At 73.3% G+C, this 14,811-nt stretch carries 13 protein-coding genes and 1 tRNA gene; 8 read left to right on the plus strand and 6 right to left on the minus strand.

The window, feature by feature from the left end; all coding sequences use genetic code 11:
• Positions 1 to 71: 71 nt before the first annotated feature.
• Together ACZ6K0_RS33100 and ACZ6K0_RS33105 are read left to right on the plus strand one after the other, a co-directional pair.
• Positions 72 to 1,019 carry a LysR family transcriptional regulator gene (locus tag ACZ6K0_RS33100; protein WP_469233343.1) on the plus strand — a complete coding sequence of 316 codons (948 nt, stop codon included), beginning with the start codon at positions 72 to 74 and terminating at the stop codon, positions 1,017 to 1,019.
• Complete coding sequence (locus ACZ6K0_RS33105; protein ID WP_376402603.1) at positions 1,016 to 1,894, plus strand: serine hydrolase; 879 nt, start codon at positions 1,016 to 1,018, stop codon at positions 1,892 to 1,894. The genes ACZ6K0_RS33100 and ACZ6K0_RS33105 overlap by 4 nt, the downstream gene beginning before the upstream one ends.
• 61 nt (positions 1,895 to 1,955) lie before the next feature.
• Here ACZ6K0_RS33105 and ACZ6K0_RS33110 read toward each other — a convergent pair whose 3' ends face one another.
• The 3 genes from ACZ6K0_RS33110 to ACZ6K0_RS33120 form a co-directional block, all read right to left on the minus strand.
• Positions 1,956 to 2,930 carry a ribose-phosphate diphosphokinase gene (locus ACZ6K0_RS33110; protein ID WP_056649212.1) on the minus strand — a complete coding sequence of 325 codons (975 nt, stop codon included), beginning with the start codon at positions 2,928 to 2,930 and terminating at the stop codon, positions 1,956 to 1,958.
• A gap of 121 nt (positions 2,931 to 3,051) precedes the next feature.
• Positions 3,052 to 4,497 (minus strand): bifunctional UDP-N-acetylglucosamine diphosphorylase/glucosamine-1-phosphate N-acetyltransferase GlmU, encoded by a 1,446-nt coding sequence (gene glmU, locus ACZ6K0_RS33115; protein WP_469233345.1) that lies wholly within the window; start codon positions 4,495 to 4,497, stop codon positions 3,052 to 3,054.
• Positions 4,498 to 4,606: 109 nt separating this feature from the next.
• A tRNA-Gln gene (locus ACZ6K0_RS33120) sits at positions 4,607 to 4,678 on the minus strand.
• Between the two features lie 146 nt (positions 4,679 to 4,824).
• On the opposite strand from ACZ6K0_RS33120, the gene ACZ6K0_RS33125 reads away from it, so the two are divergent.
• Complete coding sequence (locus ACZ6K0_RS33125) at positions 4,825 to 6,147, plus strand: sensor histidine kinase (protein WP_376402595.1); 1,323 nt, start codon at positions 4,825 to 4,827, stop codon at positions 6,145 to 6,147.
• Positions 6,148 to 6,221: 74 nt separating this feature from the next.
• On the opposite strand, the gene ACZ6K0_RS33130 is transcribed toward ACZ6K0_RS33125, so the two are convergent.
• Together ACZ6K0_RS33130 and ACZ6K0_RS33135 are read right to left on the minus strand one after the other, a co-directional pair.
• Positions 6,222 to 6,716: an SUKH-3 domain-containing protein gene (locus tag ACZ6K0_RS33130; protein ID WP_376402592.1), complete on the minus strand. Its 495-nt coding sequence runs from the start codon at positions 6,714 to 6,716 to the stop codon at positions 6,222 to 6,224.
• Positions 6,717 to 6,726: 10 nt separating this feature from the next.
• A complete protein-coding gene (locus ACZ6K0_RS33135; protein ID WP_376402589.1) occupies positions 6,727 to 7,239 on the minus strand; it encodes a YwqJ-related putative deaminase in 513 nt (170 codons plus the stop codon).
• A 263-nt stretch (positions 7,240 to 7,502) separates the two neighbouring features.
• Here ACZ6K0_RS33135 and ACZ6K0_RS33140 point away from each other — a divergent pair, with 263 nt between their 5' ends.
• From ACZ6K0_RS33140 to ACZ6K0_RS33155, 4 genes are all read left to right on the plus strand, one after another.
• Positions 7,503 to 8,501 carry an SMI1/KNR4 family protein gene (locus ACZ6K0_RS33140; protein ID WP_376402586.1) on the plus strand — a complete coding sequence of 333 codons (999 nt, stop codon included), beginning with the start codon at positions 7,503 to 7,505 and terminating at the stop codon, positions 8,499 to 8,501.
• Positions 8,502 to 8,508: 7 nt separating this feature from the next.
• A complete protein-coding gene (locus ACZ6K0_RS33145; protein WP_469233349.1) occupies positions 8,509 to 11,016 on the plus strand; it encodes an SUKH-4 family immunity protein in 2,508 nt (835 codons plus the stop codon).
• Positions 11,017 to 11,176: 160 nt separating this feature from the next.
• Positions 11,177 to 12,160: a cellulose-binding protein gene (locus tag ACZ6K0_RS33150; protein WP_469233351.1), complete on the plus strand. Its 984-nt coding sequence runs from the start codon at positions 11,177 to 11,179 to the stop codon at positions 12,158 to 12,160.
• Positions 12,161 to 12,225: 65 nt separating this feature from the next.
• Entirely contained in the window at positions 12,226 to 12,615 is a 390-nt protein-coding gene (locus ACZ6K0_RS33155; RefSeq protein WP_469233353.1) for a VOC family protein, read from the plus strand.
• Here the strand turns inward: ACZ6K0_RS33155 and ACZ6K0_RS33160 are convergent.
• Positions 12,612 to 13,463 (minus strand): ArsR/SmtB family transcription factor, encoded by an 852-nt coding sequence (locus tag ACZ6K0_RS33160; protein WP_469233354.1) that lies wholly within the window; start codon positions 13,461 to 13,463, stop codon positions 12,612 to 12,614. The two genes, ACZ6K0_RS33155 and ACZ6K0_RS33160, sit on opposite strands and share 4 nt — an antisense overlap.
• Before the next feature lie 75 nt (positions 13,464 to 13,538).
• Here ACZ6K0_RS33160 and ACZ6K0_RS33165 point away from each other — a divergent pair, with 75 nt between their 5' ends.
• Complete coding sequence (locus tag ACZ6K0_RS33165) at positions 13,539 to 14,789, plus strand: MFS transporter (protein ID WP_469233356.1); 1,251 nt, start codon at positions 13,539 to 13,541, stop codon at positions 14,787 to 14,789.
• Positions 14,790 to 14,811 lie beyond the last annotated feature (22 nt).

Here is a 14,811-nt window from a genome sequence, read left to right on the forward strand (position 1 = left end):
GACACGCGTACGACCAGTCCAAGACTCATATGGCCATGCAAGGCATAGTCGAATGCCTATCCTTGCTGCTCATGGACCTGCTCCTGCACCTGCGGTACTTCAGGACCGTCGCCGAGGAACAACACTTCGGACGGGCCGCCGCCCGCCTGCGCATGGCCCAGCCCTCCCTCTCCCAGCGCATCCAGCGCCTCGAACGCGAACTCGGCGTCCGCCTCCTCGACCGCGGAGCCCGCGGCGCCACCCTCACCCCCGCCGGCCGCCTCGTCCTCGCCGAGGCCGACCTCCTCCTCGCCGCCGCCGACCGGCTCACCGCCACCGTCGCCCGCGTCCACAGCGGCGCCGCCGGCACCCTCCGCGCCGCCGTACCCCCCGGCCTCGGCGCCACCGCCGTCAGCGCCCTCCTCACCGCCTTCCGCGAACGCTCACCCGGCGCCACCCTCGACCTCCGCGAACTCCCCACCACCGAACAGACCGCCGAACTCACCGCCGGCACCCTCGACGTCGGGATCGTCCGCCACCCCTGCCCCGCCCCCGGCCTCGCCTTCGGACCCACCCTCCACCAGTCCCTCGGCGCCCTCCTCGCCGCCGACGACCCCCTCGCCACCCCGCCCGAACTCCCCGCTGCCGCCCTCACCGGCCGCGACCTCGTCCTCTTCCCCCGCGCCGAGGCTCCCGCCCTCCACGACGAGACCCTCACCGCCTGCGCCCGGCACGGCTGCACCCCCGCCGCCGTCATCGCCGCCACCGGAGCCGACTTCACCCGCGGCCTCGTCCTCTCCGGCGGCGCCGTCGCCCTCGTCCCGCGCACCCCCGACGAGGCCGGCACCGTCTGGCGCCCCCTCCACGGCTCCCCCGTCACCTGGCGCACCACCACCGCCTGGCCCGAGGGCAAGGACAGCCCCGCCGTACGCCTCTTCGCCGACACCGCCCACGCAGTCCTTCGCGCCCACGCGGACATGCGCACCGCCCCATCCGCGAGGATGGTCTTCCCCCGCCCCGCATCGGAGTTCCCCCTGTGACCGCGCACGCCGCAACCCGCCGCCGCATCACCGCGGCCTTCGCCGACGCGGGCGTCACCGGACAGCTCCACGCCACCGACATCGACACGGGCGCCGCACTCGGCATCGGCTCCGACACCCTCGTACCGACCGCCAGCGTCCACAAGCTCTGCCTCGTCGCCACCCTCTACCGGCAGGCGTCACTCGGCCTCGTCGACCCCACCCGACCCGTCGACATCCCCGCCGAAGACCGCGCCCCCGGCGCCACCGGCCTCTCCGTCATGCGCGACGCCGCCCGGCTCTCCCTCCGCGACCTCGCGAGCCTCGCCGTCGCCGTCAGCGACAACACCGCCGCCGACCTCCTCTGGGACGCCCTCGGCCTCGACACCGTCAACGCCACCATGACCGGCCTCGGGCTGACCCGCACCCACGCCGTCCAGACCATGCGAGAACTCCTCACGACCGTCCGCGAGGACGCCCACGGCGAACCCACCGCACTCACCGACCCCGCCGTCGTCGCCCGGCTCCGCGCCCTCGACCCGACCCGCACCAACCGCTCGACCCCCCGCGAGATCACCGCCCTGCTCGCCGCCGTCTGGCGCGACGAGGTCTGCCCGGGGGAGTACGGGGAAGAGCTGCGGGCCCTCCTCGGCCGCCAGGCCTGGAGCCACCGGCTCGCCGCAGGCTTCCCCTTCGACGACGTCCGGGTCAGCGGGAAGACCGGCTCCCTGCCCACGCTCCGGCACGAGGCGGGCGTCGTCGAGTACCCCGACGGCGGGCGGTACGCCGTGGCCGTCTTCACCCGCGCGGCCTCCACGGACGTGACACTGCCCGCGGCGGACGCGGTGATCGGCGCGGCGGCGAGGATCGCGGTGGACGCGCTCAGGACCCCGTGAACGCGGAAGAGGCCGCCTCCCCCGAAGGGGAAGCGGCCTCTCTCACTCACCGAACCGTGGCTCAGTGCTCCTCGAAGAGGCTCGTCACCGAACCGTCCTCGAACACCTCGCGCACGGCGCGCGCGATCGTCGGAGCGATCGACAGGACCGTGATCTTGTCGAGCTCAAGGGCGCCCGGCACGGGCAGCGTGTCCGTGAAGACGAACTCGCTGACCTTGGAGTTCTTCAGGCGGTCGGCGGCCGGGCCCGACAGGATGCCGTGCGTGGCCGTCACGATGACGTCCTCGGCACCGTGCGCGAACAGGGCGTCCGCGGCGGCGCAGATCGTGCCACCGGTGTCGACCATGTCGTCCACCAGGACGCAGACGCGGCCCTTCACGTCACCGACGACCTCGTGGACGGTGACCTGGTTGGCGACGTCCTTGTCGCGGCGCTTGTGCACGATCGCCAGCGGCGCGTCGAGACGGTCGCACCAGCGGTCGGCGACGCGCACGCGGCCGGCGTCCGGGGAGACGATCGTCAGCTTGGCGCGGTCGACCTTCGCACCGACGTAGTCGGCGAGGACGGGCAGCGCCGACAGGTGGTCCACCGGGCCGTCGAAGAAGCCCTGGATCTGGTCGGTGTGCAGGTCCACGGTCAGGATGCGGTCCGCACCGGCCGTCTCCAGCAGGTCCGCGACCAGACGGGCCGAGATCGGCTCGCGACCGCGGTGCTTCTTGTCCTGACGGGCGTAGCCGTACGACGGGATGATCACGGTGATGCTCCGGGCCGAGGCCCGCTTCAGCGCATCGACCATGATCAGCTGCTCCATGATCCACTTGTTGATCGGAGCCGTGTGGCTCTGGATCAGGAAGCAGTCCGCGCCGCGGGCCGACTCCTGGAAGCGGACGTAGATCTCACCGTTGGCGAAGTCGAACGCCTTGGTGGGAACGAGACCGACGCCCAGCTGGTGCGCGACCTCCTCGGCCAGCTCGGGGTGGGCGCGGCCGGAGAAGAGCATCAGCTTCTTCTCGCCGGTCGTCTTGATCCCGGTCACAGCACTGTCTCCTCAGACGTGTTCTCTGGCCGCGGACCCACGCCCTGCGAGCGCGTGTGCGAACCAGCCGAATTTGTGTGCACGTATCACGGTACGCCGAGTTCGACGCACCCGTTTCCGGTCAGCTTTCGCTTGTGGGGTTCTCCGAGGCGACCTGAGCGGCCTGCGCGGCAGCGCTGCCGGGCCGCTTCCGGGCCACCCAACCCTCGATATTCCGCTGCTGGCCCCGGGCCACGGCCAGCGCACCGGCCGGGACGTCCTTCGTGATCACGGAGCCGGCGGCGGTGTAGGCGCCGTCCCCGATGGTGACGGGAGCCACAAACATGTTGTCCGAACCCGTCTTGCAGTGGGAGCCGACCGTCGTGTGGTGCTTGGCCTCGCCGTCGTAGTTCACGAAGACGCTCGCGGCGCCGATGTTCGTGAACTCGCCGATGGTCGCGTCGCCCACGTACGACAGATGGGGGACCTTGGTGCCCTCGCCGATCGTCGCGTTCTTCATCTCGACGTACGTGCCGGCCTTGGCCTTCGCGCCGAGGTTCGTGCCCGGACGGAGGTACGCGTACGGCCCCACGGAGGCGCCGTCGCCGACCACGGCGGTGTCGGAGACGGTGTTGTCCACGCGGGCGCCCTTGCCGACCCGGGTGTCCTTGAGGCGGGTGTTCGGGCCGACCACGGCGTCCTCGGCGACGTGCGTCGCGCCGAGCAGCTGCGTACCGGGCAGGATCACGGCGTCGGCCTCGAAGGTCACCGTCACGTCCACGAAGACGGAAGCGGGGTCGACGACCGTGACGCCGGCCATCATGGCCCGCTCGAGGAGGCGCTGGTTCAGCAGCGCACGGGCCTCGGAGAGCTGCACCCGGTTGTTGATGCCGAGGATCTCGCGGTGGTCGCCGGCGACGGAGGCACCGACGCGGTGGCCGGCCTCGCGCAGGATCGACAGGACGTCGGTGAGGTACTCCTCGCCCTGGCTGTTGTCCGTCCGCACCTTGCCGAGCGCGTCGGCCAGCAGCTTGCCGTCGAACGCGAACACGCCGGAGTTGATCTCGCGGATCGCGAGCTGCTCGGCGGAGGCGTCCTTGTGCTCGACGATCTCGGTGACGGCGCCGGAGGCGTCCCGCACGATCCGGCCGTAGCCGGTGGAGTCCGGCACCTCGGCGGTCAGCACGGTCACGGCGTTGCCGTCGGCGGCGTGCGTGCCGGCCAGGGCCCGCAGCGTCTCCCCGGACAGCAGCGGGGTGTCACCGCACACGACCACGACGGTCCCGTCCGGCGCGGAGCCCAGCTCCTCCAGGGCCATCCGCACGGCGTGCCCGGTGCCGTTCTGCTCCTCCTGCACGGCGGTCCGGGTCCCGGCGTAGTGCGCCTCCAGGTGACCCTTCACCTGCTCACGGGCGTGCCCGACGACCACGACGAGGTGCTCGGGCTCCAGCTCCCGGGCGGCGGACACGACATGTCCGACGAGCGAACGCCCGGCGATGTCGTGCAGGACCTTGGGGGTCTTCGACTTCATGCGGGTGCCCTCACCCGCTGCGAGGACGACGACGGCTGCCGGGCGGTTGGCGCTCACGGGAATGCCCTTCGGCTTTGGGTGGTGGACGCACGAAGGATACCGGGGGGCCGGGGGGCGGACATGAGTGCGGGTCCCGACCGTGGTGGTCAGGACCCGAATGAAGAAGCTCCCCCGCCAGGACTCGAACCCGGACATAAGGCACCAAAAGCCTCAGTGCTGCCAATTACACCACAGGGGATAGCACCTGGGGCCAAAACGGACATGCCGTCAGTCCTGTGCCCCGGCGGCATCCACTATGCCGTACCAGCAGCCTTCCGTGCGACGGTATAGCCCGGTGCTCCGCGCGACGCAAAAGCGCAGACGGGCGCCCGTAGGGTGGAGGGCATGACCACAACGGGGGCAGATCGGGACGCTGCGGGCGTTCGTTCGGGGAGTTGGTGGTGGTGGGGGAGACGGCGGAGTGTCGTTCTTGATGTGGGGCTCGCCCTCGTGTCCGCGCTGGAGTGCGGGTTCGAGGGGGTCGGGTTCGCCGAGAAGGCCGGGCTTCCCGTGCCCGTCGGGGTGCTGTTCGGGCTGATCGTCGGGTCCGCCCTGCTCGTGCGGCGGCGGTGGCCGATTTCCGTCGTCCTCGTCTCCATGGCCGTCACGCCCGCCGAGATGGGCTACCTGATGGGGATCGTCGGGCTGTACACGCTCGCCGCCTCCGAGGTGCCGCGCCGGATCACCGCCGTCCTCGCCTCGATGTCGACCGTCGCCGTCTTCGTGGTGACCGTGGTGCGGATGCGCCAGGACGTCGCACAGGCGGACGTCGGTCAGCCGGACCTCGATCCGAGCGGCTGGTACGTACTCGTCGTGTCGCTCTTCATGACCCTCGGGCTCAACGCGCCGCCGGTCCTCTTCGGCCTCTACATAGGGGCCCGGCGCCGGCTCATGGAGAGCCTGCGCGAGCGGGCCGACAGCCTGGAGCAGGAACTGTCGCTCCTCGCGGACCGGGCCGAGCAGCGCGCGCAGTGGGCGCGGCAGGAGGAGCGGACCCGGATCGCCCGGGAGATGCACGACGTGGTCGCCCACCGGGTGTCGCTCATGGTCGTGCACGCCGCGGCGCTCCAGGCGGTCGCCCTGAAGGATCCGCAGAAGGCCGTGCGGAACGCCGCCCTGGTCGGCGACATGGGGCGGCAGGCCCTGACGGAGCTGCGGGAGATGCTGGGCGTGCTCAGGGAGGAGACCGTGCCCGTCGCTCCGGCCGCGGTCCCGCTCGCCGCCGTGGGGCGGGCCGCTGCCGCCGCCGCGGAGGCCGCCGCGGACGACGGCCCGCGCCTCGACGCCCTGGAGGCGCTGTGCGAGCAGTCGCGGCTCGCCGGGGCGGTCGTGGAGCTCGTGGTGCTGGGGGAGGCGCGCGCGTATCCGCCGGAGGTGGAGCGTACGGCGTACCGGGTGGTGCAGGAGGCGCTGACCAACGTCCACAAGCACGCGGTGGGCGCCGCGGTCGTGGTGCGGCTCGCGCACCGGGAGGCCGAGGTCGCGATGCAGGTGGAGAACGGCCCCTGTCCGTCGGACGCCGGCGGCTCGGACGCACGGCTGCCGAGTGGCGGGAACGGGATCGTCGGGATGCGGGAGCGGGTCTCGCGGCTCGGCGGCGTGTTCGTGTCCGGCGCGACGGACGCGGGCGGGTTCCGCGTGTCGGCCGTGCTCCCGACGGGGGAGTGACGGGGGAGTAGGGGGTCCGGGGCCCTCGGTTTCCCGGTCCTGCCCCGCCGTGAGGGCCGAAGGGCGCCCGCTTCCTATCCCGCCGTCGTCAGGCGCGTCGGCTGGACGCCCGTGATCAGTGTCGACAGGGCCGCGTCGATGTCCTTGCCGAGGTACCAGTCGCCGGCGTGGTCGAGGCTGTAGACCCGGCCCTCGGCGTCCATCGCCAGGACGGCCTGGTGTTCGCCCTCCTCCCCGAGCGGCGCCAGCTCGCTCTCCAGCGCGCGCCCCAGGTCGGCGAGGGTGCGCGCGAGGTGGAGTCCGGCGAGCGGGTCGAAGCGGACGGTCGTGGGCGCTATCGTCCGCCCGTGCCCGGGCGAGGTGATCCGCAGGCCGCCGAACTCCGCCCAGGCCTCGACCGCCGCGGGGAAGACGCTGTGCCGGTGCCCGGCGGGGGAGACGTGGGCGCGCAGGGCGTCCGCCCACTCCTCGGCGAGCTTGATGTCCCAGCGGCCGGGCTGCCAGCCGGCCTCGCGGAGGGCGGCGTCGACGTTGACCGGGAAGCGCGTGGTGCTGAGGTGGTCGGGCATGGGGGTGCGGTCAGCCGTTCTCGACAGGTGTCGTGGGGTCGACGGTGCGGACACCGAAGTGGGCGAGCATCGCCGTACAGGAGCGACAGGGTGCCGCGTAACTGCCGTGGAGCGGGTCGCCGTCCTCCCTGATGCGCCGGGCGGTGAGCTTGGCGTGCTTGAGGGACCGGCGGGCCTCGCCGGGGGTCAGCGGCTTGCGCTGGGCGCGCTTGGAACGGCCGTTCTCGGTGGCGGTGAGGTGCCGGGAGAGCAGGATCGCCTCGGGGCAGCGCCCGGTGAAGCGTTCCCGCTGGTTGCTGGTGAGGGTGTCCAGGAAGTCCTGGACGAGCGCGTGCAGGAGGGGTGGGCGGTCGCCGCGGCCCGCGGTGCACGTGAGGGTCTCGCCGCGTACGGAGAGGGCGGCCCCGACGGTGGGGAGGATTCCGTCGCGGCGGTGTCGCAGTAAGGGCGCACGCGTGGCCTCGGCGCTGCTGCTCCAGTTGAGGCGTGGGTCACCCTGTGTGGGCGTCGTTGCTGTCTGCATGGTGCTGGTCTTCCCCTCCTGCAATCCCCCGAGTTGCGTGCACAGCCTGCCAAATAGGGAGCCATATGGGGAAGCTGGGGGCGCGATTGGTGGGGCCGGTGTGTCGGAATCATGGTGCAACTGTCATGGCGTCGTGACACTTGGTCACCGTCGGGCGGGGGCCGTTCGGGCTCTTGTGGCAGCGCATAGGCTGTGCCAGATCAGTCGGTAGCAGCAGTAGCAGCTAGCAGCAGTCAGCGACGCCAGTGCAGGGGGCAACCGCCATGACGACAGGTCGGCTCGGGCAGGACACCGCGCCACCGAACGCGGCCTACGCCGGGCAGGTCGTGCATTTTCCGGATCCGGTCCGCGCCGGCCGTCACCCCAGAGGGGTACGGATCGACGAGCACGGCCACCCGGACTTCTCGCCGTACGCGCGTGCGGCGGCGGAGATCGCCGACCCTCCGGAGGGCTTCGGCGTCGACGAGCTGCGTCTCACGGACTACGTGTCGGCGAACGCGGCGATGGCGGCGACCGGTCATGAGCTGTGGGACACGATCCCGTCGGTGGCGACCCCGCACGGCTGGACCTGGCACCACGTGGCGCGCAGTCGTCGGATGGAATTGGTCCCGGTCGAGGTGAAGGCGCTGCTGCGCCACCACGGTGGGGTGGCGACGGCCGCCGTCGATCACGGGAAGCGCGGCACGCGGCCGCTCCAGGAGACCCGTCCCGCGCACTTCGGCCTGCCGAAGACGCTCGTGTCGGTGTCGGAGTCGCAGCTCCAGGGCGTCGAGGAGGACCTCGGCTACCGGCTGCCCGGCGCGTACCGCTCGTTCCTGAAGGCGGCGGGCGGGTGCGCGCCGGTGGGCGCGGCGCTCGACGCCGAGCTGGGGCTCCTGGTCGACCAGCCGTTCTTCACGGTGCGGGAGCAGGCGGGGGTCAACGACCTCGTCTACGTCAACAAGTGTCTGCGCGACCACCTGACCAAGGACTATCTGGGCGTCGCCTTCGTCCAGGGCGGTCTGGTCGCGGTGAAGGTGCGGGGCGACGCGATCGGCTCGGTGTGGTTCTGCGCGTACGACGACGCGCGGGACTCCGGGCCGGAGGCGGCGGGCTGGACGGTGGCCGAGCGGGTGCAGCGGCTGCTGCTGCCCTGCGGTGAGGACTTCGACGCGTTCCTGCAGCGCCTCGCCGGCAATCCGCCGGAGCTGGAGACGGTGGCGAACCTGATGGTGGACGGCGGCTTCGCGCGTGCCGTGCCCGTGGTCGCGGTAGGGGAGTGAGCTGGCTGTGGTGACGTTCGCGCAGGCGCAGGAGCGCGCCGAGGAATGGATCAACGGCGACCTGCCGGCGTACCAGCACCGTGAGGTGCGGGTGCGGGAGTTCGAGCTGGGCTTCGTGGTGTGGTCGGAGGACCGCCAGGGCGGTCCGGTCTCGGACGGCGGCCGGCAGCGGCTGGTCATCGCGCGGGACAGCGGCGAGGCCACGCTGTGGCCGGGGCTGCCGGTGGGCGAGGTGATCCGCCGGTACGAGGAGGAGTACGGGTCGTCGGAGGAGGCGGCCGCTCCGGCGGCGCCCCAGGCGGCCCGGATCGATCTGAACCAGACGTCGTTCCTGCTGAGTCCGCCGGAATGGCTCCAGGACGCGGCGGACCGGATCGGACTGCCGCAGGGGCCGAACGCGTCGCAGGAGGGCGGGAGCTCGTCCGCGCCGGTGGATGACGCTTCGGATGCGGTGGCTGTGCCGGTGGCTGTGGCTGATGCGGGAGCTTCGGTTTCTGCTTCGGCCTCGGCTTCGGTTTCTGTGGCGTCGTCGGTTGGTGCGGAGGAGCCGACGGCTCCGGTCGCGGCTGCTCCGGTTGCGCCGGTGGCTCCGGTGGCTCCGGTTGCTCCGGTGGCTCCGCCGGCGCCGCCCGCTCCCGTACCCACCCCCGCTCCCGCGGCGAGTCCGTGGGCGGATGCGAACGCGAGTTCCGGTGGTGTGGACGGGGCGGTGCCGCTGCCCGCGACCGTGTTCGCGCCGCCGCTGTCGGGGACGGACGACGAGGACACCCCGCCCCCGTCGGTGGGTGCCGACGCGCCGACCGCCCTGATGAAGGGGGGCAGCGCGCTGCCCCCGACCGCCGTGGCCCCGCGGCTCGACCCGGCCGCGCCGCCGCCGGTGGCTCCGGTGGCTCCGGTGGCGCCTCCGGTGCAGCCCGTGCCGCCCGTTCCGCCGGTGCAGGCCGCCGGGCCCGGTGTGCCGCCGCCTCCGCCGCCCGCGCCCCGGGCGCCGGGTGCCGGGGACATCGCGGACGCCGCGACGAGCAAGGCCGCGCTGTCGCCGAAGAGCGGGCGCGGTCCGGCGACGCCGCCTCCGCCGCCGGGCGCTCCGGGTGTGCCGGGTGTTCCCGGTGGGTCGGGCGCCCCCGCGTACGTACCGACGCAGCTGGTGTCGCAGCTCGGGCCCGAGGGGCTTCAGCCGCCCGGTCCGCCCGGGCCTCCGTCCCCTCCGGGGCCTCCTGGGCCTCCCGGCCCTCCGTCTCCTCCCGGTCCGCCGACTCCGCCGCAGCCCGTGCACCAGGCGGCGACGATGCTGGCGCACCCGGGTCAGGGTGGTCCGGGCGCGCCTCCGCCGCCCCCGCCGCCGCCGGGTGTGCCCGGTGGGACGCCCGCGGGCGGTGTCGCGCATGCGGCGACGATGCTGGCGCACCCCGGTCCGGGTGGTCCGGCGGTGCCGCCGCCTCCGGGTCCGCCGGCTCCGCCGCCCCCGGTGCACGGCGGGCAGACGCCGCCGCCCGGCCCCGGTCCGGTCCCTCCCGCGTACGGGTACCCGCAGCCCGCCGGTCAGCCGACCGTCGGCCCCGGCTACCAGGCGGTGCTGCGCTACCGGGCGCCCGACGGTTCCGAGGCGCAGATCATCCGGCGTTCGGCGCCGGGCACCCCGCACCCGGAGTGGCAGATCCTGCACGAGCTGCGCGCGATGAACGTGCCGCCGCAGCAGGTGCTCGAACTGCACACCGAGCTGGAGTCCTGTGAGCTGCCGGGCGGCTACTGCGCGCGGATGATCCGGGAGACGTGGCCGCAGGCGCGGATCACGAGCATCGCCCCGTACGGCCGTGATCACACGGGCCGGCAGCAGGGCATGCGGCAACTCCTCACCCACCAGGGTGAGTTGCACCAGGTCGCGGACGGTCCGGCGCGTCCGGCGCCGGTACGGGCTCCGCTGCCGCAGGTGCAGCCGGCGCCGCCGGTCCCGCCGGAGGCGATCGCGCAGGAGCTCGCGGGGGCGTTCGGTCCGGGCATCCTCCGCTTCGACCAGCACGCGGTGTCCCGTCAGGGCGTGCCGGAGCTGGTGGCGCGGACGCTGATGTGGGCGGGCCTTCCGGCGGACTTCGGTCCGTTCTTCTGGGCGCAGCCGGCCGTGCCGGTGGTGCCGACGCTCGCGGAGCTGGCGGCGCAGCGGCAGGTACAGCCGGCGCCGGACGCGAGCTCGTACCTGGTGCTCGGTTCGGACTTCGGGCGGGCGATCTGCGTCCAGTACGGGACCGCGCACATCGTGGCGGTGCCGGTGGAGGCCGGTCCTGGCGGGCAGTCGGTGCCGCCGCAGTTCGTGAACACGGGGCTGCCGGAGTTCACGCGTGCGATGGCGCTGCTCGGCCGGATGTGGCGGCTGCGCTTCGGGCTCAACCCGGAGCAGGCGGGGCGCTGGACGGTCGACTTCCAGGCGCAGCTCGCGATGCTGGACCCGGCGGCGCTGTCGTCGCCGGAGAACTGGTGGTCCGTGCTGCTTGAGCAGATGTGGGACGGCCTTCTGTAGTCCGTTCTGCAGTCCGTTCTGCCATCTGTTCTGTAGGCACAGTTGGACAGAATGTGATGAAAGGCGCTCGACGTGTATCCACGTTGGGCGCCTTTTGTCCGTTCTCATGACGCATCCTGGACGTTCGGGCCGTTGGGGTCACAGGGAAGGGGCGTCAGGGATGAATTTCGCTGTCGGACGGGGGCGCGGATACCGCCCCGAGCAGGTCGACCGCCACCTCGCCGCGCTCTCCGAGGAGAGGGACGGGGCGTGGGAGCGGGCGGCGCGGCTCACCGTCCTCGCGAAAGACATGGAGACGGAGGCCGCGCGGCTGCGCGAGGCCGTCGCGGCGCTCGCGCCCCAGCGGTACGAGGCGCTGAGCGACCGGGCGCGGAAGATCCTGGCGATGGCCGAGCAGGAGGACGAGACGCTCGTCCGTGCCGCGGAGGCCGAGGCGCAGGCCCTCGCGGAGGCGGCCGATGCGGCGGCCCGGGAGGCGGAGGAGTCGGCCCGGGCGTACGCGGAGGGTGTCCGGGCGGCGGCCGAGTCGGCGGCCCGCGCGACCCTGACGGCCGCGGGCGAGCGGGCCGAGGAGCTGACGACGGACGCGGGACGCGAGGCGGCGGAGCAGCGGTCCGCGGCGCGGGAGGTCTTCGAGGAGACCAGGCGCCGGGCGGCGGAACTCCGCGCGGAGCAGCGGGACGAGCAGACGGCGGTGGGGGACGAGGCCGAGCGTACGGCGGAGGGCAAGGCGGCCGAACTGGACGCGCGCCACGAGGAGCTGTTCGCCCGCGCGGAGGAACGGCTCGCGGAGGCCCAGCGCGCCCTGGCGGAGACCGAGGAGCAGGCCCGGCACGGCCAGGAGGACGCGGAGGCCCGTGGGGAGGAGATCCTCGCGGAGGCCCGGATGAAGGGGGAGCGGGCCGAACGCGAGACGGAGCGGGTGCTGCGGGAACACGACGAGGCGCGGGACGAGATCCACGGACACATGGAGCACATCCGCAACTCGCTGGCGGCGCTGACGGGGCGGGTGGCACCGCCGTCGGAGCAGGAGCAGGAGCAGGAGCAGGAGCAGGACAAAAAGGTGGAGGGGCCGGACCCGGACCCGGACCAGGGCCCGGACCAGAACCCCGACTCCGACCCCGACCCGGAACAGGGCTCTTAACAGGCTCCGGAGGGCGGGGAATTCGGCTCGCGAGGGGTCGAACGGCCGGACTAGTGTCCCTCCCCATGTACATGAAGCTGACAGCCGTCACGCTCGACTGCGCCGACCCGCTGGCACTGGCCGACTTCTATCACCGGGCCACCGGACTGCCGCTCCACGAGCGCTCGGACGCCGAGTTCGCGGGCCTCGCCCGCGGCCCCGGCGGGTCCGGCCTCTTCCTCGGCTTCCAGCGCGTCGACGGTTACAGGCCCCCTTCCTGGCCCGGCCAGGGCGTCCCGCAGCAGCTGCACCTCGACTTCGACGTCGACGACCTGGACGAGGCGGCGACCCGGCTCGTGGAGTGGGGCGCGACCGTGCCCGCCGCCCAGCCCCGCCCCGACCTGTGGCGCGTGGTCCTGGACCCGGCGGGGCACCCGTTCTGCCTCACGCTGCCGCGCAAGCCCCAGGAGGGCTAAGGGGTTCGTTCGAGCAGGGCGAGGCCGAGTTCGCTGGCCCGGTAGTACACCTCGCGCCGGTACCGGTGCCCGGTCACGAGGCCCGCGTCCCGCAGCACCGCGAGGTGCTGGGAGACCGCGCCGGGGCTCAGCCCGGTCTGCCGGGCGAGGCCGGTGGTCGTGGTCGGGGTGCTCGTACGGCCGAGGAGCCCCGCACGGCTGCGCCCGAGGAGCCGCGCGAGCCCGTCGCCGGGTTCCGCGTGCCGCTCCCACAAGGTGCCGACGGCCCGCGCGGGGTAGACGAGGCACGGCGGAACGCCGTCCCGCCCGGGGAGCAGGACGCAGCGGGCCGCGAAGGCGCTCGGGGCGAGGGTGATCCCGCCCCCGTCGAGCGTGAGCCGCCCGACGGGCGGGCCGGTCCAGCTCAGCCGGTCGTCCGACCACCGCAGGCTCGGGTGGAGGTGGGCGAAGACCTCCTGGATGCCGTCCTCGGCGAGCTGCCGGGTGCGGTACGCGAGGTCGGCCTCCAGTACGGCTCGGATCCGGGGCCAGTGGGGGCGTACCCCTGCCTCCCACCAGGAGAGAAGGGCCTGGGCGAGCTCAGCCTGCCCCCGGAGGGCGGTGAGCTCCTCCTCGATCTCGGCGAGCGGGCAGCGCGGGGGAGGAGCGAGGGCGTCGAGCTCCGGGAGGCGCGGGAGCAGGTCGGTGCGTTCCCTGCTGATCGTCAACGCCTGTTTGATCCAGGGGAGATGGAGGGCGTGGCGGCCGGGGTCCGCGCTCGCCCGCAGGGCGGCGATCGTCTCCCACAGCGGCGACACGGCGAACCGGAGCTGTGCCAGGTCGTCGACCCCGAACCGTATCTCTCCCATCAGACCCCCTCGTGAGCTTTTCGCCCAGACTAAAACAATGGTCGGGTCGGGCCGTGGGTGATGGTGTTCGCCGACATGACGACCACCTCCACTGCGCCTCCCTCCCCTCCCCACCCCCGGCTCTTCCGGCTGCCGGACTTCCGGCGGCTGTGGATCGGCGACACCGTGAGCCAGGCCGGCACGGCCGTCACCGTCCTCGCGCTGCCCCTCGTGGCGATCGGCCCGCTCGGCGCGTCCCCCTTCGAGGCGGGGCTGCTCGTGATGTGCGAGTACCTGGGCTTCCTGCTCCTCGGGCTGCCCGCCGGGGCGTGGGTGGACCGGATGCGCAGCCGCCGGGTCATGATCGTGGGGGATGTCGGCAGGGCCGCGCTCCTCGCGACCCTGCCGCTCGCCGCCTGGCTGGACGTCCTGACGCTTCCTCAGCTGTACGGCGTGGCCTTCGGGTTGTCCGTCCTCACGGCGTTCTTCGACATCGCGTACCAGACCCAGCTGCCCCGGCTCGTCGACGAGGACCGGCTGGTGGAGGCGAACGTGGCCCTCGAAGCGTCCCGTACGGTCACGGCGGCCGGGGGCCCCGGTGCGGGCGGCGCGCTCGTCGCGGCGGTGACGGCCCCGGTGGCGCTCGTCGTCGACGCTCTCACCTTCCTCGCCTCCGCGCTCTTCCTCTCCCGGATCCGGCGCCCCGACCCCCGGCCCGAGCCGCGCCCGGGGGCCCGGCTGCGGGACGAGATCGCCGAGGGGCTCCGGTTCGTGTTCCGTGACCGGCTGCTGCGGGCGCTGACGCTCACCGCCGCGATCTCCAACCTCTGCGGCACGATCGGCACGTCCATGCTTCTCGTGCTGCTCGCCGGGGAGTTGGGGCTTTCGCCGTTCCTGTGCGGGCTCGTGTTCACGGCGGAGGCGGTCGGCGGCTTCTTCGGCAGCCTGCTCACGACCAGGGTCGCCGCCCGTCTCGGCCAGGGGCGCGCGATGTGCGCCTCGGTGGTCGTCAGCGGCGTGCTGTGGCTGCTCGCGTTGCCGTTCTTCCACGCGGACTGGCGGTACGCGGTGGCCTGCGTGCTCCAGGGCCTCGGCTGGACCGCGTTCATGACCTTCAAGATCAGCTCGGTGGCGCTCCGCCAGCGCCTCAGCCCGGCCCCGCTGCTCGGCCGGGTGACGGCGACCTTCCGGTTCGTGGTGTGGGGCTGCATGCCCCTGGGCGCGCTCGCCGGCGGTCTGCTCGGCCAGTACGCGAGCGTCCGGACGGCGCTCTGGACGGGAGCCCTGGGCGAGCTCCTCGCGGTGGTGCCGCTGCTGCTGGTGGTACGGGGCCGGCGGGACGTCTGAGGCGCGCCGCCCCCACCCCCAC

It is taken from the genome of Streptomyces sp. NPDC042346, from assembly GCF_055581845.1.

Bases quoted from the DNA above. Each gene is read 5' to 3' on its own strand.
- ACZ6K0_RS33100 (WP_469233343.1), top strand. From the start codon at position 72: ATGGACCTGCTCCTGCACCTGCGGTACTTCAGGACCGTCGCCGAGGAA.
- ACZ6K0_RS33125 (WP_376402595.1), top strand. From the start codon at position 4,825: ATGACCACAACGGGGGCAGATCGGGACGCTGCGGGCGTTCGTTCGGGG.
- ACZ6K0_RS33130 (WP_376402592.1), bottom strand. From the start codon at position 6,716: ATGCCCGACCACCTCAGCACCACGCGCTTCCCGGTCAACGTCGACGCC.
- ACZ6K0_RS33135 (WP_376402589.1), bottom strand. From the start codon at position 7,239: ATGCAGACAGCAACGACGCCCACACAGGGTGACCCACGCCTCAACTGG.
- ACZ6K0_RS33140 (WP_376402586.1), top strand. From the start codon at position 7,503: ATGACGACAGGTCGGCTCGGGCAGGACACCGCGCCACCGAACGCGGCC.
- ACZ6K0_RS33150 (WP_469233351.1), top strand. From the start codon at position 11,177: ATGAATTTCGCTGTCGGACGGGGGCGCGGATACCGCCCCGAGCAGGTC.
- ACZ6K0_RS33155 (WP_469233353.1), top strand. From the start codon at position 12,226: ATGTACATGAAGCTGACAGCCGTCACGCTCGACTGCGCCGACCCGCTG.
- ACZ6K0_RS33160 (WP_469233354.1), bottom strand. From the start codon at position 13,463: ATGGGAGAGATACGGTTCGGGGTCGACGACCTGGCACAGCTCCGGTTC.
- ACZ6K0_RS33165 (WP_469233356.1), top strand. From the start codon at position 13,539: ATGACGACCACCTCCACTGCGCCTCCCTCCCCTCCCCACCCCCGGCTC.